The sequence below is a fragment of the Nocardia takedensis NBRC 100417 genome (genome assembly GCF_000308695.1).
Lineage (GTDB): Bacteria > Actinomycetota > Actinomycetes > Mycobacteriales > Mycobacteriaceae > Nocardia > Nocardia takedensis.
The window spans coordinates 1-21,367 of sequence record NZ_BAGG01000052.1; the positions used below are offsets into that span (position 1 = coordinate 1).

The 21,367-nt window shown below is 70.7% G+C and carries 20 protein-coding genes and 1 pseudogene; 18 read left to right on the plus strand and 3 right to left on the minus strand.

Annotated features, from left to right (window positions below; translation table 11 throughout):
- Nucleotides 1-25: 25 nt before the first annotated feature.
- On the minus strand, nt 26-919 hold the full coding sequence (locus ON30_RS38985; RefSeq protein ID WP_157183683.1) for a hypothetical protein: 894 nt from the start codon (nt 917-919) through the stop codon (nt 26-28).
- A 414-nt stretch (nt 920-1,333) separates the two neighbouring features.
- On the opposite strand from ON30_RS38985, the gene ON30_RS10715 reads away from it, so the two are divergent.
- The 6 genes from ON30_RS10715 (at nt 1,334) to recN (ending at nt 7,140) form a co-directional block, all read left to right on the plus strand.
- Nucleotides 1,334-2,263, plus strand: a complete 930-nt coding sequence (locus ON30_RS10715) for a tetratricopeptide repeat protein (RefSeq protein ID WP_083911310.1) — start codon at nt 1,334-1,336, stop codon at nt 2,261-2,263.
- 129 nt (nt 2,264-2,392) lie between these two features.
- Nucleotides 2,393-3,292 (plus strand): HAD-IIA family hydrolase, encoded by a 900-nt coding sequence (locus tag ON30_RS10720; RefSeq protein WP_040706243.1) that lies wholly within the window; start codon nt 2,393-2,395, stop codon nt 3,290-3,292.
- Nucleotides 3,293-3,305: 13 nt separating this feature from the next.
- Nucleotides 3,306-3,593 (plus strand): hypothetical protein, encoded by a 288-nt coding sequence (locus ON30_RS10725; protein ID WP_040706327.1) that lies wholly within the window; start codon nt 3,306-3,308, stop codon nt 3,591-3,593.
- Nucleotide 3,594: 1 nt separating this feature from the next.
- Nucleotides 3,595-4,416, plus strand: coding sequence for a TlyA family RNA methyltransferase (locus ON30_RS10730; RefSeq protein ID WP_040706244.1), 822 nt, complete (start codon nt 3,595-3,597; stop codon nt 4,414-4,416).
- Nucleotides 4,413-5,393, plus strand: coding sequence for an NAD kinase (locus ON30_RS10735; protein ID WP_040706329.1), 981 nt, complete (start codon nt 4,413-4,415; stop codon nt 5,391-5,393). The genes ON30_RS10730 and ON30_RS10735 overlap by 4 nt, the downstream gene beginning before the upstream one ends.
- A complete protein-coding gene (recN, locus tag ON30_RS10740; RefSeq protein ID WP_040706245.1) occupies nt 5,371-7,140 on the plus strand; it encodes a DNA repair protein RecN in 1,770 nt (589 codons plus the stop codon). Before ON30_RS10735 ends, recN begins: the two co-directional genes overlap by 23 nt.
- Before the next feature lie 51 nt (nt 7,141-7,191).
- Here recN and ON30_RS10745 read toward each other — a convergent pair whose 3' ends face one another.
- Nucleotides 7,192-7,611 (minus strand): SRPBCC family protein, encoded by a 420-nt coding sequence (locus ON30_RS10745; RefSeq protein ID WP_040706246.1) that lies wholly within the window; start codon nt 7,609-7,611, stop codon nt 7,192-7,194.
- A gap of 292 nt (nt 7,612-7,903) precedes the next feature.
- Between ON30_RS10745 and ON30_RS10750 the strand changes: the two are divergent.
- Nucleotides 7,904-8,476 (plus strand): annotated as a pseudogene (locus ON30_RS10750) (LLM class oxidoreductase); the annotation flags it as partial.
- A 54-nt stretch (nt 8,477-8,530) separates the two neighbouring features.
- Here the strand turns inward: ON30_RS10750 and ON30_RS10755 are convergent.
- Nucleotides 8,531-8,917, minus strand: a complete 387-nt coding sequence (locus ON30_RS10755; RefSeq protein WP_040706247.1) for an SHOCT domain-containing protein — start codon at nt 8,915-8,917, stop codon at nt 8,531-8,533.
- Nucleotides 8,918-9,287: 370 nt separating this feature from the next.
- On the opposite strand from ON30_RS10755, the gene steA reads away from it, so the two are divergent.
- The 11 genes from steA (at nt 9,288) to der (ending at nt 21,352) form a co-directional block, all read left to right on the plus strand.
- Complete coding sequence (gene steA / locus ON30_RS10760) at nt 9,288-10,493, plus strand: putative cytokinetic ring protein SteA (RefSeq protein WP_040706248.1); 1,206 nt, start codon at nt 9,288-9,290, stop codon at nt 10,491-10,493.
- A 31-nt stretch (nt 10,494-10,524) separates the two neighbouring features.
- Complete coding sequence (locus tag ON30_RS10765; RefSeq protein ID WP_040706249.1) at nt 10,525-11,469, plus strand: copper transporter; 945 nt, start codon at nt 10,525-10,527, stop codon at nt 11,467-11,469.
- A gap of 79 nt (nt 11,470-11,548) precedes the next feature.
- On the plus strand, nt 11,549-13,270 hold the full coding sequence (gene pyrG / locus ON30_RS10770; RefSeq protein WP_040706250.1) for a CTP synthase: 1,722 nt from the start codon (nt 11,549-11,551) through the stop codon (nt 13,268-13,270).
- A 116-nt stretch (nt 13,271-13,386) separates the two neighbouring features.
- Nucleotides 13,387-14,037, plus strand: coding sequence for an NUDIX domain-containing protein (locus ON30_RS10775; RefSeq protein ID WP_040706334.1), 651 nt, complete (start codon nt 13,387-13,389; stop codon nt 14,035-14,037).
- A 13-nt stretch (nt 14,038-14,050) separates the two neighbouring features.
- Nucleotides 14,051-15,004: a site-specific tyrosine recombinase XerD gene (gene xerD, locus ON30_RS10780; RefSeq protein WP_040706251.1), complete on the plus strand. Its 954-nt coding sequence runs from the start codon at nt 14,051-14,053 to the stop codon at nt 15,002-15,004.
- 328 nt (nt 15,005-15,332) lie between these two features.
- Nucleotides 15,333-16,310 carry a ParA family protein gene (locus ON30_RS10785; protein WP_373282534.1) on the plus strand — a complete coding sequence of 326 codons (978 nt, stop codon included), beginning with the start codon at nt 15,333-15,335 and terminating at the stop codon, nt 16,308-16,310.
- Entirely contained in the window at nt 16,307-17,215 is a 909-nt protein-coding gene (locus ON30_RS10790) for a segregation and condensation protein A (RefSeq protein WP_051029168.1), read from the plus strand. The genes ON30_RS10785 and ON30_RS10790 overlap by 4 nt, the downstream gene beginning before the upstream one ends.
- A gap of 71 nt (nt 17,216-17,286) precedes the next feature.
- Nucleotides 17,287-17,970 (plus strand): SMC-Scp complex subunit ScpB, encoded by a 684-nt coding sequence (gene scpB, locus ON30_RS10795; protein ID WP_051029178.1) that lies wholly within the window; start codon nt 17,287-17,289, stop codon nt 17,968-17,970.
- A gap of 9 nt (nt 17,971-17,979) precedes the next feature.
- Nucleotides 17,980-19,191, plus strand: coding sequence for a pseudouridine synthase (locus ON30_RS10800; protein WP_083911301.1), 1,212 nt, complete (start codon nt 17,980-17,982; stop codon nt 19,189-19,191).
- A gap of 71 nt (nt 19,192-19,262) precedes the next feature.
- Nucleotides 19,263-19,940, plus strand: coding sequence for a (d)CMP kinase (gene cmk, locus ON30_RS10805; RefSeq protein WP_040706342.1), 678 nt, complete (start codon nt 19,263-19,265; stop codon nt 19,938-19,940).
- On the plus strand, nt 19,937-21,352 hold the full coding sequence (der, locus tag ON30_RS10810; RefSeq protein WP_040706253.1) for a ribosome biogenesis GTPase Der: 1,416 nt from the start codon (nt 19,937-19,939) through the stop codon (nt 21,350-21,352). Before cmk ends, der begins: the two co-directional genes overlap by 4 nt.
- Nucleotides 21,353-21,367 lie beyond the last annotated feature (15 nt).

Sequence of the window (21,367 nt, forward strand, 5' to 3'; positions counted from 1 at the left end):
ATAGGGGACCCAGATTCTGGGTCCCCTATCGGCGTTTGGGCACCTTTCGTGCCCGTACCGCGCTGCCTCGTCCCCGCCCCTCGGCCGCGCGTGATTGAATTCGAGGGGCGTCCACGCACCACCCGGTCCGTTCGGCCGAGAAGAACCGAGAAAGGGAACACCCGTGTCGGAACACAACGACGGTCGGAAGTCCTTCCGACGCGGCGAGGGGTCCGATCGCCCGTCCCGAGGCGCCGGCGCCGGCGCCGGCGAAGGACGTGATCGGGATCGCTCCGCCGGTGCGCGGGGTTCCGACGAGCGCGGCGGTTTCCGCCGCGGCGGCGATTCGAACGATCGGGGCGGTGATCGCGATTCCGGCGGTCGCGGCGCGGGGTCGGGCGGTGGCTTCCGGCGCGAGGACAACCGTGGCGGTGACGGCGGTGAGCGTCGCGGCGGCTTCAAACGTTCGGGGGATCGCGATGATCGCGGCTCCGGACAGGGTGGCTTCCGCCGCGGTGATTCGGGCGGCGGAAACCGCGACAGCGGCCGTGGCGGCTACAACCGCGACTCGGGTTCGCTCGGCGGATTCCGTCGCGACGACGAGCGCGGCCCGTCCCGTGACTCCGGCGACAAAGGTTTCCCGCGTCGCGACGATCAGCGTGGCGGCGATCGGCGTTTCTCCGATCGCGGCCCGGCGCGTTCCGACGACCGCGGGGGCGACCGTCCTTCGGGTGGCTTCCGCCGGGGCGGTTCGGATCGTGACTTCGGCGAGCGCGGCGGCCAGGACCGGCGCGATTCGCGTCCACAGGGCAGTTTCCGCCGTGATGATTCCGGCGACAAAGGTGGCTTCCGCCGTAGCTCCGGCGACTCCGGTGAGCGCGGTGGTTTCCGTCGCGACGATTCCGGTGACAAGGGCGGTTTCCGTCGCGGCGGTTCCCACGGTGGCTCCGGTGAGCGTGGCGGATTCCGTCGCGACGACTCGGGTGACAAGGGTGGCTTCCGCCGGGGCGGTTCGGATCGTGACTTCGGCGAGCGCGGCGGCCAGGACCGGCGCGATTCGCGTCCACAGGGTGGCTTCCGTCGCGACGATTCCGGTGACAAGGGCGGCTTCCGCCGTGGCGGTGCGGGAGATTCAGGCGCGCGCGGCGATTCGGGCGACCGTGGTGGTTTCCGTCGCGACGACTCCGGCGACAAAGGTGGCTTCCGCCGCGGCGGTGCGCATGGTGGCTCGGGTGAGCGCGGTGGCTTCCGCCGTGACGATTCCGGCGACAAAGGCGGTTTCCGCCGCAGCGGTTCGGGTGATTCCGGATCGCGCGGTGAGAGCGAGACCCGCGGTTCGGGCGGGGACGATGTCATGAGCGGTGGTTTCCGGCGCGGTGGGTCCGGCGACAGCGGCACGCGCGGCGGTGAGTCGACCGGTGGCGGTTTCCGCCGCGGCGGTTCGGATCGTGACGACGCCGGCCGGTCGGATGCCCCTCGTGACGGTGAGCGGAGCGGTTCGGAGCGCGACGATGCCGGTGAGCGTCGTTTCGACCGTCGCGACGGCGAGGATCGTCGTCGGGGCGGCGAGGGTGCGCGGCCCGGGCGGTCGCTGGATCGGCGTCCGCCGCGTCCGGAAGAGCCGGATCTGCCCGATGAGGTGCAGGCAGCTGATCTGGACACCGCGATCCGCCGGGATCTGCTGAGTCTGGACAAGGGCAATGCCGAGACGGTGGCGCGCCATCTGGTGATGGCGGTGCAACTGATCGAGGACGATCCGGAGTTGGCGCTGGCGCACGCGCGTGCGGCGCGGCAGCGGGCCGGGCGGATCGCGGTGGTCCGGGAGACCGCGGGTGTGACGGCCTATCACGCGGGCGAATGGGCCGAGGCGCTGTCGGAGTTGCGGACCGCGCGGCGGATGTCTGGCGGTTCCGGTCTGCTGGCGGTGATGGCGGATTGCGAGCGCGGTCTGGGTCGCCCGGAGCGCGCGATCGAACTGGGCCGCAGCGACGAGGCCCGCGAACTGACCGGTGACGAGGCCGCCGAACTGCGCATCGTGGTCGCCGGGGCGCGGATGGATCTGGGGCAGTTCGATCAGGCCGTGGTGACGTTGCAGACTTCGGATCTCGATCCGCAGCGCACCGGGTCGGCTGCGGCCCGCCTGTTCTACGCCTACGCCGATGCGTTGGTGGCGGCGGGACGGACCGCCGAGGGCCTGGAGTGGTTCCTGAATTCGGCCTCGGCCGATCTGGACGGCGAGACCGACGCCGAGGAGCGCGCCGCCGAGTTGACCGGCGAGCAGTAGCGGGGACGGATCGGCGGGTGTCGGTGCGCGGGCGTAGGGTTCGGTGGTCCCGGCGCGCGGCCGGGATGTCGGAGCGGTACGGCTGCGAACGGCCCTCCGGCCGGTCGGCGAGGACGAAGTGAGACTGGTGTGACGCGACTACGGGATCGCTACGCGGCCCTGCTGCTCGACCTGGACGGCACCCTGTACCGGGGTGCCGAGGTGATCGAGGGCGCGCCTGCCGCGTTGGCGGGCGGTGCGGCCGATCAGCGACTGGTGTACGTCACCAACAACGCCAGTCGCAGCCCCGGCTCGGTGGCCGGTCACCTGCGTGAACTCGGTTTCGCGGCCGACACCGACGAGGTTGTCACCAGCGCCCAGGCGGCGGCGCGTCTGCTGGCCGGACGGCTGGCGCCCGGCGCGACGGTGCTGGTGGTCGGCACCGAGGATCTGGTGGCCGAGGTGGCCGAGGTCGGGTTGAAGCCGGTGCGCCGTTTCGGTGAGGTCGTCCCGGACGCCGTGGTGCAGGGGCACAACCCGCTGACGGCGTGGACCGATCTGGCCGAGGCCGCCTACGCGATCCGCGCGGGTGCGCTGTGGGTCGCCGCCAACACCGACCGGACGTTGCCGAACGAGCGCGGCCTCGCGCCCGGCAACGGGTCGATGGTGGCCGCGGTGGCGACGGCGACCGATCAGGATCCGGTCGTGGCGGGCAAGCCGTACGCGCCGCTGCTCGAGGACGCCTTGGAGCGCGCCGGGGCACGCGCGGCACTGGTGGTGGGCGATCGCCTGGACACCGATATCGAGGGGGCCGATCGCGTGGGGTTGGATTCGCTGCTGGTGTTGACCGGCGTGAGCACTCTGGACGAGTTGGCCGCGGCCCCGCCGGAACGGGTGCCCACCTTCGTCGCGCGGGATCTGGACGCGCTCAACCATCCGCCCGTGGCGCTCGAGGGCCCGGTGGACCTGGGGGCGGAGCTGGCGCGGGCGCTGGCGCGTCATCCGGGCCGGGCGGTGACGGTACGGGCGTGCCGTTCGGAAATCCGATAGCGTTGTGCGCACGATGACTACTCCGACTCCCCGCCCGAACGGCCCCCGACCCGGCGCCCCCGTGCCCGGTCCGCCGCTGCCGGGCCGGCCGCTGCCCGGTCCGCACGGGCACGCCGAACCCGCCGATCCGGCCGCCGTGCGCGCCGAGATCGACGCGTTGCTCGCGGAGTTGGCGACGCGTCCCGCGTGGGGTGCCGAGCAGACCGCCGAATCCGGCGCCGACCTCACCCGGCGTGCCCACATCCTGGAGCAGGCGCACGAGGTGCTGGTCCGGGCCCTGGCCACGGTGGACAAGATCTGAGGTGGCCAGGCGTGCGCGGGTGGACGCCGAACTGGTTCGCCGTGGGTTGGCGCGGTCGCGGGAACACGCGGTCGAGTTGATCGGCGCGGGTCGGGTCCTGATTGCCGGAACGGTGGCGGTGAAGCCGGCCACGGCCGTGGAGACGGGGACGCCGCTGGTGGTGCGCGAGGACGTCGACGAGGTGTCGTGGGCTTCGCGCGGTGCGCACAAAATGCTGGGCGCGCTGGAGGCGTTCGAGCCCGCCGGGCTGGCCGTCGCCGGGAAGCGCTGCCTGGACGCGGGCGCGTCCACGGGCGGGTTCACCGATGTGCTGCTGTCGCGGGAAGCGGCGGCGGTGGTCGCGGTCGACGTCGGCTACGGACAGTTGGTGTGGCGCTTGCGGACCGACGAGCGGGTCACGGTGCTGGATCGCACGAACGTGCGCGGGCTGACGCCCGAAATCCTCGGCGGTCCGGTCGATCTGGTGGTGGGCGACCTGTCGTTCATCTCCTTGGCGCTGGTGCTGCCCGCGTTGGCGGCGTGTTCGGCGCCGGGCGCGGATCTGCTGCCGATGGTCAAGCCGCAGTTCGAGGTCGGCAAGGAGCGCGTGGGTTCCGGTGGGGTGGTGCGTGATCCGCTGTTGCGCGCCGAGGCGGTGCGCGAGGTCGCGCGGGTCGCGGCCGAGCACGGGTTGACCACGGTGGGCGCGGTGGCCAGTCCGCTGCCGGGTCCGTCGGGCAATGTCGAGTATTTCCTGTGGTTGCGCAACGAGGGGCGGGTCGAATTCGACGCGGACCGCGTTGCCGCGCTGGTGGAACGGGCGGTCGAGGAGGGGCCACGATGAACGCGCCGGGCCGGGAGATCCTGTTGGTGTCGCATCCGGGGCGGGCGGAGATCATCGAGACCGCGCACCGGGTGGCGAAGATCTTCGCGGACGCGGGGATCGGGTTGCGCGTGCTCGCCGACGAGGCGGACAGCACGCGGTTCGAATACGAGCAGACGGCCGCGACGGTGCTGGCGGTCGCCGAACCGGGTGGTTATCCCGCGCGGGTGGTGCCGCACGATCCGCGCGCGGCCGAGGGCTGCGAGATGGTGTTGGTGCTCGGCGGCGACGGAACCTTCCTGCGCGCCGCGGAACTGGCGCGGCCCGCCATGGTGCCGGTGCTCGGGATCAACCTGGGCCGGATCGGATTCCTGACCGAGGCCGAGGCCGAACATCTGGACGAGGCGTTGGCGCAGGTGGTGCGCGGCGACTACCGCGTGGAGGACCGGATGACGATCGACGTCACGGTCCGCGTGGAGGACGAGATCGTCGAATCCGGGTGGGCGCTGAACGAGGCCAGTATCGAGAACGCGTCCAGGATGGGCGTTCTCGAGGTGGTGCTCGAGGTGGACGGCAGGCCGGTGTCGGCCTTCGGCTGCGACGGAATCCTCATCGCGACGCCGACCGGTTCCACCGCTTACGCGTTCTCGGCGGGAGGCCCGGTGGTGTGGCCCGAACTCGAGGCGCTGCTGGTGATCCCGAGCAACGCGCACGCGTTGTTCGCCCGGCCGCTGGTGACCAGTCCCGCCTCGCGTATCGCGGTGGAATCGGTTGCCACCGGCCACGATGCGATAGTTTTCCTGGATGGCAGGCGCACTCTGGCGTTGCCGCGCGGCGGCCGGGTGGAGGCGGTCAGCGGGACCCAGCCGGTGCGCTGGGTACGGTTGGACTCCGCGCCGTTCGCGGATCGGATGGTGCGCAAGTTCCAATTGCCCGTGACAGGCTGGCGTGGCCGACGGCGAACGGAGAGCACACGTGCTGACAGAGATCAGGATTGACGGACTCGGCGTCATATCCACCGCCACCGCGCAATTCCACGAGGGTCTGACCGTTCTGACCGGTGAGACCGGCGCGGGCAAGACGATGGTGGTCACCAGTCTGCATCTGCTGAGCGGGGCGCGGGCCGACGCGGGCCGGGTCCGTTCGGGCGCGCGCCGCGCGGTGGTCGAGGGCCGGTTCACCGTCGAGGACGTCAACGACGCGGCACGCGCGGAGGTCACCGCGGTGCTGGAGTCGGCCGCGGCCGAGGCCGACGACGACGGCAGCGTGATCGCGGTGCGCACGGTCGGCAGCGACGGTCGCTCGCGCGCGCATCTGGGCGGTCGCGGGGTGCCCGCCTCGGTGCTGGCGGAGTTCAGCGCGCCGCTGTTGACGGTGCACGGGCAGAACGATCAACTGCGGCTGCAACGTCCGGAACAGCAGGTGAACGCTCTGGACCAGTTCGCTTCCGACACCGTCGCCCCGCTGTTGCGCAAGTACCGGGCCAGTCGGCGGTCCTGGCTGGAGGCGCGCTCGGAACTGCTCGAGCGGATGGCGCGCAGCCGGGAATTGGCGTTGGAGGCCGATCGGCTGACCCATTCGCTGAGTGAGATCGACGCCATCGCACCGGAACCCGGCGAGGACGCGCGCATCGTGGCCGAGGTGCGCAGGCTCAGCGATCTGGATTCGCTGCGCGAGGCCGCGGCCACGGCGCACGCCGCGCTGGCCGGTCTGGCGGACGCGCCCGAGGACGGTTCCGGCGCATTGGAATTGCTGGGCGCGGCGCGGGCTCGGGTGGAGTCGGCCGAGGATCCGGCGCTGTCGGCGTTGGCACCCAGGTTGGGGGAGGCGATCGCGGTGGTGGTCGATCTGACCACCGAGCTGAGCGGCTACCTGTCGGATCTGCCCTCCGATCCCGGGGCGCTGGATTCGCTGTTGACCCGCCAAGCCGAACTCAAGAGCCTGACCCGCAAGTACGCGCCCGACATCGACGGCGTGATCGCCTGGGCCGAGGAGTCGCGCACCCGGTTGGCCTCGCTGGACGTGTCCGAGGAGGCGCTGGCCAAGTTGGCCTCCGAGGTGGATCTGGCGGCGGCGAAGGTGGCCGAGACGGCGAAGAAGCTGACGGCGGCGCGCACGAAGGCGGCGGGTCGGCTCGGGGCGGCGGTCAGCACGGAACTGGCCGGCTTGGCGATGGGCAAGGCGAAGTTGGCGGTCGAGGTGCGCCCGATGCCGGCGGCCGCGCAGGATTCCGCGCCGATCGAGATCGACGGCGTGCGGGTGCACGCGGGGTCGGCAGGCGTCGACGAGGTGGAGTTCCGGTTGGCGGCGCATTCGGGTGCGCAGTCGCTGCCGTTGAGCAAGAGCGCGTCCGGCGGTGAGCTGTCGCGGGTGATGTTGGCGCTCGAGGTGGTGCTGTCGAGTTCGGATCACGGCGCGACGATGGTGTTCGACGAGGTCGACGCGGGCGTGGGCGGTCGCGCGGCCGTGGAGATCGGGCGCAGGCTGGCCCGGTTGGCCCGCACCCATCAGGTCATCGTGGTCACCCATCTGCCGCAGGTGGCGGCGTTCGCCGACACGCACCTGGTGGTGGACAAGTCCGATGACGGCAAGGGTGTGGTCAACAGCGGGGTGCGGGCGTTGACGAAGGACGAGCGGGTGATCGAGTTGGCGCGGATGCTGGCCGGCCTCGACGACACCGAGACCGGCCGCGCGCACGCGGAGGAGTTGTTGGAGACGGCCCGCGCCGAGCGCGCGCCCGCCTGACCCGGAAACGCGCGGGCCCCGCACGCGTGTGCGGGGCCCGGCGACGTCGGCTCAGGCGAAGAACTTCTCCGCGCCGCGGATGAACTGGTTGATCAGTTGCTTGAGCAGCAGTTCGGTGGCCTTGGCGGGCACGGGGAGCTTGGGCTCGGACTCCATCGTGTAGGAGACCAGCGTGCCGTTGGGCGCGTCGGTGAGGGTGATGATGCCGACGTGCCGCTTGACCGGCGCGCCCTTGACGATCTTGTATTCCATGCGTTCGTTCGGGACCAGCACGGTGGTCTCCTCGAGCAGGCCGACGCCGCCCTTGCCGATCAGGTACTGCGCGCCGACGCCGGTGGGTTCGGGGGTTCCGGGGCGCTTGAGGATGAAGTCGACCGGCACGTACGGATTGATCCCGGAGCGGTCGACGAAGAAGTTGTACACCGCTTCGCGGGGGGCCGGAATCAGGGCGTCGATGGTACTGCTGGCCATGCTGTCTCCTCTTCGAGCTGTCTGTGACAGGAAGTGTATAGGCAGTTGGCGGCCCCGCTACGCCGCCTTGTCGCTCGGATCACAGGCGCGCGCGGCGGATATGAAACCCTCCGATTGGAATCACCGTGATCGTGGCGATTGTCCCGGCGCGTCCCGTGGCGGAGCGTGGAATCGAACCGAGGCACGGGGAGGAGACCGGGATGGCCGAACGGCGTCGACCGCTCAAGACGGTGACCGGGGTGAGCGGATCGGTGGATGTCTACACCGCCGCGATCGATCCGGCGGTCTCGACCGTGGCCTACTGCCGCTGATCATGAGTTCGCTGCACACCACCTACGGCGCGACCGAGGCCGAGGCGCGGCGACTGGTGCGCGAGCAGGCCGAGTCGTTCGATCTCGAGGCGGGGCGCGCGGCGCTCGAGGACATGTTCGGCGGCGGGGTCGACCTGTCGGATCTGCCGCTGGACAAGCCGATTCCCGAGTCGCTGCTGCCCGATGTCGCCTCGGTCAACCGCAGGCGGGGCCGGGTGGAGATCTTCGGCAGGCTCGCGCGCTCGGGCAAGACGTTGCGCGAACTCGTCATCGCGGCCAAGGACACCGGCCACTGGGCGGAGGCGGGCACCCCGGAGCAGATCGCCGACGCGATCCAGGCCCGCTACGACGCGGGCATCCTGGACGTGGTCTCCCTGGGCGGCCTCGCCGATCCGCGCACCCGGGATTTCCTGGTGAACGGGCTGCTGCCGGAACTGCGCAAGCGCGGCATCGTCGGCCCGGACTATGTCGGCCGGACCTTCCGGGAGAACCTGGAACTGCCGGACCTTCCGCGGCGAGCCGCCGAACTCGATCGGCGGGTCGCCTCGGTGTGAGGGCGGGCCGCTGTACTCGGCCCGATGCCGTATTCGGCCCGGTCCGCGCTCGGGTCAGTGCGAAGCCGAGGCCAGCGCGGTGCGTTTGATCTGCTCGAACTCCTCGGAACTGATCGCGCCGTCGTCGAGCAGTTTCTTGCCGGTGGCGATCTGCGCGGCCGGATCGGCGCCCGCGACCTTGCGGATGTAGTCGTCCTGGGCCTGCTTGAGCTGCATGGTGTCCGCCGCGCGGCGTTCGGCCATGCCCTTGCCGCGCACGATCAGGTACACCAGCGCGGTGATCAGCGGGAAGAACAGCAAGCAGACCACCCAGACCGCCTTGGCCCAGCCGGAGGTCCCGTGGTCGCGGAACAGGTCCATCAGGATCGAGAACATCACCATCAGGTAGGCGATGAAGAAGAAGCTGACGATGATGAACCAGATGACGTCCCAGAAATCCATCTTCTTAGCCCTTTCGGAGGCCGCCGCGCCGTGAGGGCGTCGTCAGCACGCTGGCGTCGCGCTGTCGCGCGGCGTGGCCTCACCTTCCCGCCGCCGGGACATCGATCCCTCACACGTTGCGGGTGATTCCGTCCGCGCGGCGATAGCCCGGCGGCATCGCCCGCGCCCGTCGGTGCGCGGGGCGGGTGGGGCGCGAATACCGCCTCGGGGGCGGCGGATGGGCGACGCTGGGGGATAGCGAGCGTCCCGGAATTCGAGGCGGAGAATCGCCCGGGACGATGCCGTGACCGGAAATGTCGCCGTGCCGAACCGGGCCCGTGGTACGGCGCGCCTCCACCGATGGCCTGGTGATTGCGGAGATCATCGGGCCATGAGGATGCCCGCGCTGCTGTCGAGGAACGCCGAATCGCTGCCGGGTCTGACCGGCACAGCCCGCGTCGACCGCAATACCCGTCGTTTGCTGCGGCGCGCGAGCGCGGGCGACATCGTGGTGCTCGACGAGATGGATCTGGATCGCATGACCGCGGACCGGCTCGTCGAGGCGGGGGTCGTCGCCGTGATCAACACTTCACCGTCGATCTCCGGCCGCTATCCCAACCTCGGCCCCGAGGTCCTGGTCGCCCACGGCATCCGCCTGCTCGACACCGTCAGCTCCGACGCCTTCACCCGGATCAAGGACGGCGCGAAGGTGCGCGTCGACGGCGGGGTCGTCTACGCCGACAAACTCGTCAAGAAGGAACCCGAGGTCCTGGTCGAGGGCATCGAACTGACCGAGGCCGCCATCGCCGAGCGGATGATCGAGGCCCGCAACGGCCTGGCCGACCATCTGGAGGCGTTCGCGGGCAACACCATCGAATTCGTCCGCACCGAGAGCGCGCTGCTGATCGACGGCATCGGCGTGCCCGAACTGGATCTGTGCGTGCGCGGTCGGCATGTGGTCGTGGTGGCCGACGGCGGCGACCATCTCGACGACCTCAAGCGTCTCAAGCCGTTCATCAAGGAGTACGCCCCGATCATGGTCGGGGTGGGACGCGGCGCGGACACCTTGATGAAGCAGGGGTACCGGCCGGATCTGATCGTCGGCGACCCCGAGGAGATCACCACGGCCACCCTGCGCTGCGGCGCGGAGGTCATCCTGCCCGCCGACACCGACGGCCACGCCAAGGGCCTGGACCGCATCCAGGATCTCGGCATCGGCGCGACGACGTTCCCGTCCTCGGGATCGGCCGCCGACCTGGCCCTGCTGCTGGCCCACCATCACGGGGCGGCGCTGATCGTCACGGCGGGCGCGGCGGCCTCGCTCGACGACTTCTTCGATCGCGGTCGCCGTGACAGCAATCCGGCCACCTTCCTGACCCGGCTCAAGGTCGGGTCCACGCTCATGGACGCCAAGGCCGTGGCCACGCTCTACCGCAATCGGATGTCCGGCGTCGCGGTCGCCATGGTGGTCCTGGCCGCCCTGGTGGCGGTGATCGTCGTGCTGCTCGCGTCCAACACCGGAGGCGACGTCCTGAACTGGTCGATCGACACCTGGGACCGTCTGGTCCTATGGGCGCGGGGTCTGACCGGCCGCTAGCGGGCCGGTCCGCAACGAGCGGAGGATCGTCATGATTTCGTTTCGCCAGCACGCCATCTCGCTCGTCGCGGTCTTCCTGGCCCTCGCGGTCGGGGTGGTCCTCGGCTCGCAGACGCTGGCGGCGGACATGGTCTCGGGACTCCGCTCGGACCGCGCCGACCTCGGCGACCAGGTCGACACGCTGACCGGGCGCACGGCCCGGCTCACCGAACAACTCGACGCCGCCGATCGGTTCCTGGCCGTCAGCGCCGGTCGCATCCTGGCCGGACGGCTGGCCGAACGCAGCGTGGTGGTGTTCACCACCCCGGACGCCGACCCCGCCGACGTGGAGGCCGTCACCCACGGGATCGAGACCGCGGGGGCGGCGGTGACCGGCCGGATCGCGCTCACCGACGCCTTCCTGGACGCGAGCGAGGGCGACCGGATGCGCACCGCGCTGATGAACGTCATCCCGGCGGGCGCGCAACTGCGCACCGGCGCGGTCGACCAGGGCAGCATGGCGGGTGATCTGCTCGGGCTCACGCTGCTGCTCGACCCCGGCAACGCGCAACCCCGCAGCACCCCGGAAGAACTCGGCCTGGTCCTGGAGACCCTGCGCGGCGGCGGCTTCCTCGCCTACGGCGACACCCCCGTGCGACCCGCGCAACTGGCGCTGGTGGTGACCGGCGAGGGCGCGCACGCCGCCCGGAACGGGCAGGGCTCGAACGCCGCGCGGTTCGCGGGTGCGCTGCGGGCCCGCGGAGCGGGCACCGTCCTGGCCGGTCGCGCGGGCGCGGCCGAGCAGCCCGGACCGATCGCCGTGGTGCGCTCGGACGCGCCGCTGGCCGCCGCGGTCACCACCGTGGACAACCTGGATCGTGAGATCGGCCGGGTCACCGCCGTGCTCGGCCTGCCCGAGCAGCTCGAGGGCGGGGCCGGACGTTACGGGACCGGCGACCAGGCGACCGCGCTGACGGTGGCGGCGACGCCGCGCTGAGCGCGCCGGTGCAGCGACATCGGGGCAAACAGGCGTGGCGTGCCGAGGGGCCGGGGCGGTCGTGTTACCGTGAAGACCCGTGGGTCAAACACGGATTCAGGCGCGAACTGCCACGAAACACATCTTCGTCAGCGGTGGTGTCGCCTCCTCATTGGGTAAGGGCCTGACCGCTTCCAGCCTCGGTCAACTGCTGACCGCGCGGGGACTGCGGGTCACCATGCAGAAACTCGATCCCTACCTCAACGTCGATCCAGGGACCATGAATCCGTTCCAGCACGGCGAGGTGTTCGTGACCGAGGACGGCGCGGAGACCGATCTCGACGTCGGCCACTACGAGCGGTTCCTCGATCGCGATCTGACCCGGGACGCCAACGTCACCACCGGGCAGATCTACTCCTCGGTCATCGCCAAGGAGCGGCGCGGGGAGTACCTGGGCGACACGGTGCAGGTCATCCCGCACATCACCGACGAGATCAAGGACCGCATCCTGGCGATGCAGGGACCCGACCTGCAAGGTCAGGTGCCCGATGTGGTGATCACCGAGATCGGCGGCACGGTCGGCGACATCGAATCGCAGCCCTTCCTGGAGGCGGCCCGCCAGATCCGCCACGACGTGGGCCGCGACAACGTCTTCTTCCTGCACGTGTCGCTGGTGCCGTACCTGGCGCCCTCGGGCGAGCTCAAGACCAAGCCGACCCAGCATTCGGTGGCGGCGCTGCGCAACATCGGCATCCAGCCCGACGCGCTGATCCTGCGCTGCGACCGCGAGGTGCCCCAGGCGCTCAAGAGCAAGATCGCGCTCATGTGCGACGTCGAGGTCGACGCCTGCATCTCCACCCCGGACGCCCCGTCCATCTACGACATCCCCAAGGTGCTGCACCGCGAGGGCCTCGACGCCTACGTGGTGCGCAGGCTCGGCCTGCCCTTCCGCGACGTGGACTGGACCGTGTGGGGCGATCTGCTCGACCGGGTGCACTCCCCGCGCGAGGTGGTGGAGGTCGCGCTGGTCGGCAAGTACGTCGACCTGCCCGACGCCTACCTCTCGGTCACCGAGGCGCTGCGCGCGGGCGGTTTCGCCTCGCGGGCCAAGGTGAGCATCCGCTGGGTCGCCTCCGACGAGTGCGAGACCGAGGCGGGCGCGGCGGCGGCGTTGCGTGAGGTCGACGCGGTGCTGATCCCCGGCGGCTTCGGCATCCGCGGCATCGAGGGCAAGGTGGGCGCGATCCGATTCGCCCGCACCCGCGGCATCCCGCTGCTCGGACTGTGTCTGGGCTTGCAGTGCGTGGTCATCGAGGCGGCCCGCTCGGTCGGGCTGACCGAGGCCAACTCCGCGGAATTCGAATCCGACACCCCCCATCCGGTCATCTCGACCATGGCCGATCAGGAGCAGATCGTCGCGGGCGAGGCCGATCTGGGCGGCACCATGCGCCTGGGCGCCTACCCGGCGACGCTGACCAAGGGGTCGGTGGTCGCGCTGGCCTACGGCAGCGAGAACGTCTCCGAACGGCACCGGCACCGCTACGAGGTCAACAACGCCTACCGGGACAAGATCGCGGCGAGCGGGCTGCGTTTCAGCGGCACCTCACCGGACGGGCACCTGGTCGAATTCGTCGAACTGCCCGCCGAGACGCACCCGTTCTTCGTGGCCACCCAGGCCCATCCCGAGCTGAAGAGCAGGCCGACGCGTCCGCATCCGCTGTTCGCGGCGCTGATCTCGGCGGCGTTGAAGTACAAGCTGGCCGAGCGGCTTCCCGTCGACATCCCGGACGCCGAACTGGCCGGGGCCGACCAGAACTCCTGAGTGAGCGCGCTCACCCCCGTGACCGGGTCGCCGATGCGAATGCGCGGGCGGGATCGGGGGTATAGCGTGCACCGGGGACATCGGCAGCGGGTGGTGAGTGTGAGGGAGTCGTGGACGTGACGGACGAATCGGCGGCCGGTCGCCACGCGTTCGAGGTGGTGTCGAGCCGGACCGTCTACAGCGGGGCCATTCTGGCCCTGCGGGTGGATCAGGTCGTGATGCCGGGCGGCGCGGTGGTCGACCGCGAGGTGATCGAACACCACGCGGCGGTAGCCATCGCGGCGCTCGACGAGCACGACCGGTTGATCCTGATCGACCAGTACCGGCATCCGATCGGTCGCCGCCTGCTCGAACTGCCCGCCGGGTTGCTCGACATCGAGGGCGAGGACCCCTTGACGGCGGCGCGCCGGGAACTGGCCGAGGAGACGGGCCTGGCCGCGCGCGAATGGTCGGTGCTGGTCGATGTGGCGCTCTCGCCGGGCTTCACCGACGAAGCGCTGCGGGTGTATCTGGCGCGCGAGGTCTACGAGGTGCGGCGTCCCGACCCGGAGAACGAGGAAGCCGATATCCGGTTGGTGCGGATGCCGGTGGCCGAGGCGGTGCGCGCGGCGCTGGCAGGCGAGATCACCAACGCGACCGCGGTCGCGGGCGTGCTCGCCCTGGCGGCGGCGCGCGCCGAGGGCATCGCGCCGCGCGCCGCCGACGCGCCGTGGCCCGGCCAGTCCACCGCCTTGCTACGCCGTCGGGCCGAGCGGTCCGGAGACTGACGGGAGCGGCCGGGTGCTAGCGCGGGAAATCGACGCCTACCTCGACCATCTCGCGGTCGAACGCGGCGCCGCGCGCAACACCTTGGGCGCCTACCGCCGCGATCTGGATCGCTATCGCGAATTCCTCACCGCGCGCGGCGTGGCCGAACTCGACCGTGTCGGTGAGGCCGATGTCGCCGAGTTCACCGTGGCGCTGCGCGCGGGCGGCGCGGAACATCCGCCGCTGGCGGCCAGTTCGGTCGCGCGGGCGCTGATCGCGGTGCGCGGCCTGCACCGTTTCGCCGCCGCCGAGGGCATCACCAGCACCGATGTCGCGCACGGGGTCAAACCGCCCGCACCGGGCAGGCGACTGCCCAAAGCGCTGCCCTACGACCAAGTCCTGCGGTTGCTCGAGGCGGCGGGCGGCGGGCCCGTCGACGGGGCGGATCAGGCCGGCGCGACCGACGGCGGACCGCGCGGTCTGCGCGACCGCGCCCTGCTGGAACTGCTGTATTCGACGGGGGCGCGGATCTCGGAGATGGTCGGCCTCGACGTGGACGACATCGACACCGCCGAACGCTCGGTCACGCTGCGCGGCAAGGGCGGTAAACAGCGCATGGTGCCGATCGGGCGTCCGGCGCTGGCCGCGGTCGAGGCGTATCTGGTGCGAGGTCGTCCGGCGCTGGCCGCGACGGGTCGCGGCAACGGCCGCGCGCTGTTCGTCAACGCGCGCGGCGGGCGTCTCTCGCGCCAGAGCGCCTGGCAGGTCCTGCAAACCGCGGCCGAACGCGCGGGAATCGCCGCGGCGGTCTCGCCGCACACGCTGCGACACTCCTTCGCCACGCATTTGCTCGACGGCGGCGCCGATGTCCGTGTCGTCCAGGAACTCCTGGGCCACGCCTCGGTGACCACCACCCAGATCTACACCCTCGTCACCGTCAGCACGCTGCGCGAAGTGTGGGCAACGGCACATCCGCGGGCGCGTTGAGCAGTGGGCGCGCCGCGGTGGGTGCGCGGCGATAGCCGGTGATGCGGCACTGTTTCTCGCCGATGCCGCACCGGGTATCGTCCGGTGCGAGACTCTCCGGTCGCTCGTCCGCCCGGCGCGACGAGCAGGCACGGGACAGCGTGGAGGGGGTTCCCGTGGTGATGTCGATCGGCGGGGACGCCCGCGGTGTCGCGTGTCCGAACGTGGATCTCGCGCTCTCGAGCGGTAGCGTCTATCGAGAGCTGGACCGTACGAAAGCGAGGTCGGGCCTGATCGGTCTCGCTACGCTCGGCGAGGCGACGGGCAGAAGCATAAGGAGCAGCGGATCGTGACGACAGCCGGTGCGGCGCAGGAGCCGCCGATGGGTGCTGGGGCGCAGCCGCTTTCGGGCCCCCGATCGGAAACGTATTCGGACGCCGCGGCGGAGACGCTGTGGGGCGCCGGGGTCGAACCCGTGCCGGAGAGCGGTGAGCTTGGTCCCACGGGCCGCCCGCTGCGCCTGGTTCCCGACCCGCCACCGGTCCCGAGTCAGGGCCAGGCGTTGATCGTGGCCATGTGCAACCAGAAGGGCGGGGTGGGCAAGACCACCTCCACCATCAATCTCGGCGCGGCGCTGGCCGAATACGGCCGCCGGGTGCTGCTGGTCGACCTGGACCCGCAGGGCGCGCTGTCGGCGGGCCTGGGCGTGGCACACCACGACCTGGACCAGACCGTGCACAACCTGCTGATCGGTTCGCGCACCTCGATCGATGACGTGCTGATGCCGACCCGGGTGGAGAACCTGGACCTGCTGCCCAGCAACATCGATCTGTCGGCGGCGGAGATCCAGTTGGTCAACGAGGTCGGCCGCGAGCAGACCCTCGGGCGCGCGCTGGCCCCCGTGCGCGACCGCTACGACTACATCCTCATCGACTGCCAGCCCTCGCTCGGCCTGCTCACGGTGAACGCGCTGGCCTGCTCGGACGGCGTCATCATTCCGATGGAGTGCGAGTACTTCTCGCTGCGCGGGCTCGCGCTGCTCAACGACACCGTGGAGAAGGTGCGCGACCGTCTGAATCCGCGCCTGAGCCTGTACGGCATCGTGGTGACGATGTTCGACGCCCGCCTACTACATTCGCGACAGGTCATGGCCCGCGTGGTCGAGGTCTTCGGCGAACTGGTCTACGACACCGCCATCTCGCGCACCGTGCGCTTCCCCGATGCCAGTGTCGCGGGCGAGCCCATCACCACGTGGGCTCCGAAATCCGGTGGGGCCGAAGCTTATCGCGCGATGGCACGGGAAGTCATCCACCGGTCCGGCCGGTGAGCGGAGCCAGTACCCCGGCGCACCGGACGACCACCGCCGCACCACCCGATCCCGACGACACCGCGCCCGCCCAGGAGGCGGCGGCACCGGGATTCCATCTCACGCTCAGCAATTTCCAGGGCCCCTTCGATCTGCTGTTGACCCTGATCAGCTCGCGCAGGCTCGACGTCACCGAGGTCGCGCTGCACCAGGTCACCGACGAGTTCATCGCCTACACCAAGGCCCTGACGGCCGCGGGCGCGGGCGAGCAGGGCCTGCGCTCGGACAAGATCCTCGATCAGACCACCGAATTCCTGGTGGTGGCCGCGACCCTGCTCGATCTCAAGGCGGCGCGGTTGCTGCCCTCGGGCGAGATGACCGACGCCGAGGATCTGGAACTGCTCGAAGCCCGCGACCTGCTCTTCGCGCGCCTGCTGCAATACCGGGCGTTCAAGCAGGTCGCCGAACTGTTCGGCGAACTCGAGGCCGTGGCGCTGCGCCGGTATCCGCGCGCGGTCGGGCTCGAGGAGCGCTTCGCCGACCTGATGCCCGAGGTTACCCTTGGGGTGGACGCGGCGGGTCTGGCCCAGATCGCCGCGGTGGCGTTCCGGCCGCGTCCGGCGCCGCGGGTCGGCTTGGACCATTTGCACGCGCACGCCATCTCGGTGGCCGAGGAGGCGGCGCGGGTGCTCGAGCAGCTCAAGCTGCGGGGCGCGGGCGGTTGGACGAGTTTCGCCGAACTGGTCGCCGACTGCGAGGTGGCGGTGCAGATCGTGGCGCGGTTCCTGGCCTTGCTCGAGCTGTACCGGGGCAAGACCATCGAATTCGACCAGCCCGATCCGCTCGGGCCGCTGGCGATCAGCTGGCTGGGCGAGCACGCCGAGGCGGGCGAGCAGACGGTGACGATCGAGGAGGACTACGGGTGAACGAGGACGCGAGCGAGATCTCCAGCACCGCGGCGACCGCCGAGATCTCGAGCACCGCGGCGACCGCCGAGATCTCGAGCACCGCGGCGACCGCCGAGATCTCGAGCACAGTGGCGACCGCCGAGCCCGAGGTCCTCGACGAGGACGAGTTCCGCTGCGCGCTCGAGGCGATGCTGCTGGTCGTCGATGTCCCGGCCCCGAGCGAACAGCTGGCCGCGGCCCTGGCCGACACCGCCGAGCGGGTGGACAGGACGCTGCGGGAGATGTCGGCGGCGCTCACCGCCCGCGGCAGCGGCATCGACCTGCGTTTCGTCGGCGACGGGTGGCGCTTCTATACTCGCAGCGAGTACGCGCCCTATGTGGAACGGGTGCTGCTCGACGGCGCTCGGACCAAATTGACCCGGGCGGCGTTGGAAACCCTGGCGGTGGTGGCCTATCGCCAACCGGTCACCAGGACCAGGGTCAGCGCGGTGCGCGGGGTCAACGTCGACGGTGTGATGCGCACGTTGCTCGCGCGCGGGCTGATCGCCGAGGCCGGGGCCGACCCGGAGACCAACGGCACGCAGTACCGCACCACCGAGTTGTTCCTGGAGCGGATCGGCCTGGCGTCACTGACCGACCTGCCGCCGCTGGCGCCCTTGCTTCCGGGCGTCGACCTGATCGATGAGATCAACGAGAGTCTGGAGACCGACCCCCGGTACACCAGGCTCAGAAAACCCGCCGAGGCCGACCTGGATCTCGGTGCCGAGGATTAGACAGGACAGATGAATACCTCCGCTCGCCGAGATGGCACACCGGATCGTAGGAAACGCGGCGACCAGCCCTCCGGGGCGGGTACCGGCCGCACAGCGGGACCGCGCGGCGCGCGCGCGGCCCAGCGCGGAGCCGCCGCCGACCGCGGCGCCCGCGGCGAACAGCAACAGCGCGGAACCCGGTCGGGCTCGACCGCGGGCCGCTCGGGGGCCAACCCCGCGGGCCGATCCGGGGGCGCTCCCGGAACCCGCGCCGGTGGCTCGGGGCGGTCGGGCGGCGATCCGGCGAACCGGTCGAACCCCGGGGCGCGTTCGTCGCAGAATCCGGCCGCGAAATCCGGCCAGGCACCCGCGCCGCGCAAGACCAAGAATCCCAAGCCGCAACGTCAGGTCGCGGCGCCGCCGCTGCTCAGCAATGCCAAACCGGCCCGCCGCCAGTACGTGGAGTCCGAGTCGTCGGGCGCCGCCCACGAGAAGATGCCGTGGGGCGAGGGCGAGCGGTTGCAGAAGGTGCTCGCCAAGGCGGGCGTGGCCTCGCGCCGCGCCGCCGAGGAACTCATCGCGCAGGGCCGCGTCGAGGTCGACGGGCTGATCGTGCGGGAACAGGGCCTGCGCATCGACGCGCAGACCGCGGTGGTCCGCGTCGACGGCACCCGCGTCATGGTGCGCGAGGAACTGGTGCACCTGGCGCTGAACAAGCCCAAGGGCTGGCAGTCGACCATGTCCGACGATCTGGGTCGCCCGTGCGTCGGCGATATCGTCGCCGAACGGATCGCGGCCGGTCAACGGCTGTTCCACGTCGGGCGACTCGACGCCGACACCGAGGGTCTGCTGCTGCTGACCAACGACGGCGATCTCGCACACCGGCTCATGCACCCGTCCTTCGAGGTCTCCAAGACCTATTTGGCGACGGTCACCGGCGAGGTCGACAACCGGCGCATCGGCAAACGCCTGCGCGACGGCGTCGAACTCGAGGACGGCCCGGCCAAGGTCGACCGGTTCCAGGTGCTCGAACTGGGCGAGGGACGATCCCTGGTGAAACTGGTGTTGCACGAGGGACGCAAGCACATCGTGCGCCGACTGCTCGACGAGGTCGGTCACCCGGTCAACCGGTTGGTGCGCACGAATATCGGTCCCGTGAGCCTGGGCGATCAGCGGCCCGGCACGCTGCGGGTGCTCGGACGTGACGAAGTGGGCAAACTCTACGAGGCGGTGTCGTTGTGAACGGTGTGGAGGTTCCGGTGCAGCATGATGCGGCGGGCAAGCTTTCGGGCACCGAGTCGTTGGTGGTCGCGATGGACGGTCCGTCGGGGACGGGCAAATCCAGTGTGTCGCGCCTGCTCGCGGGTCGTCTGAACGCCCGCTACCTGGACACCGGGGCGATGTACCGGGTCGCGACGCTGCGCGTGCTGCGCGCCGGGGTCGCCCTGGACGATCCGGCGGCGATCGGCGCGGCGGTCAAGGAACTGCCGCTGACCATCGGCACCGATCCCGAGCGCGAACTGATCGCCCTCGACGGCGAGGATGTCTCGCACGAGATCCGCGGTGACGCGGTGACCAAGGCGGTCTCGGCGGTCTCGGCGGTGGCCGAGGTGCGCGAACTGCTGGTCGCGGTGCAGCGCGAGATCACCTTCAGCGCGCAGCGCATCGTGGTCGAGGGGCGCGACATCGGCACCGTCGTACTGCCCGACGCCGACGCCAAGATCTACCTGACCGCCTCGGCCGAGGCGCGGGCGCGGCGACGCAACCAGCAGAACATTTCCGAAGGACGCGGCGACGACTACGCCGCCGTGCTGGCTGACGTGCAGCGCCGCGACAACCTCGACTCCACCCGCACGGTGTCGCCGCTGCGGCCCGCGAGCGACGCGGTGCTGGTCGACACCAGTGAACTGACCAAGGACGAGGTCATCGACGAGCTGTATCGCGTCGTCGCCCACCAGATCTCGACGAACGCGCCGAGGACGGGCCGATGAACGAGGACGTACTCGCCGGCGACGGCGTCTGGAGCGACGAAGCCGAATGGGAGATCGCCGATCTCGACGGTGAGCAGGAGCAGGGCGAGGATCTCGCCATGCCGACGCTCGCGGTCGTCGGGCGACCCAACGTCGGCAAGTCGACCCTGGTCAACCGCATCATCGGCCGTCGCGAGGCGGTGGTCGAGGACATTCCGGGCGTCACCCGCGACCGGGTCTCCTACGAGGCGAACTGGTCGGGACGGCGGTTCTGGGTGCAGGACACCGGCGGGTGGGAGCCCGACGCCAAGGGCCTGCAACAGCACGTGGCCCGGCAGGCCGAGTTGGCGATGGAGACCGCCGACGCGATCCTGCTGGTCGTCGACGCGACCGTCGGCGCCACCGCCACCGACGAGGCGGCGGTGAAGAAACTGCGCCGCGCGAAGATCCCGGTCATCCTGGTCGCCAACAAGGTCGACGACCAGCGCGTGGAATCCGAGGCGGCGGTGCTGTGGTCGCTCGGACTCGGCGAACCGCGCATGGTCAGCGCCTCGCACGGGCGCGGCACCGGCGACCTGCTCGACGACGTGCTCGCGGCGCTGCCCGAGACCCCGCGCGAAGGTGTCGGCGGGCAGGGGCCGCGGCGCGTCGCGCTGGTCGGCAAGCCGAATGTGGGCAAGTCGAGTCTGCTCAACAAGCTCTCCGGCGACGAGCGCTCGGTGGTGCACGACGTCGCGGGCACCACGGTCGACCCGGTCGACTCGCTGGTCGACTTGGGCGGCAAGATCTGGAAGTTCGTCGACACCGCGGGGTTGCGCCGCAAGGTCTCCCACGCCAGCGGCACCGAGTTCTACGCCTCGCTGCGCACGAAATCGGCGCTGGAGGCTTCCGAGGTCGCGATCATGCTGATCGACGCCTCCCAGCCGGTCACCGAGCAGGATCTGCGGGTGATCAGCCTGGTCGCCGATTCCGGGCGCGCGCTGGTGCTGGCGTTCAACAAGTGGGACCTGGTGGACGAGGACCGGCGGTTGGTGCTGGAGAAGGAGGTTGACCGCGATCTGGTCCGCGTCCCGTGGGCCCAGCGGGTCAACATCTCCGCCCACACCGGTCGCGCGGTGCAGAAACTGGTGCCCGCGATGGAGACCGCGCTGGAGTCCTGGGACAAGCGCGTCTCCACCGGGCGGTTGAACACCTGGCTCAAGGAGGTCGTGGCCGCGACACCGCCGCCGATGCGCGGCGGCAGGCTGCCGCGGGTGCTGTTCGCGACCCAGGCGGGCACACGGCCGCCGACCTTCGTGCTGTTCACCACGGGTTTCCTGGAGGCGGGTTATCGCCGTTTCCTGGAGCGACGCCTGCGCGAGGAATTCGGTTTCAACGGTTCGCCCGTGCGTATTTCGGTGCGGGTCAGGGAAAAGCGGGAACGCAAGAAGTAGTCCGACCGTCCCCGG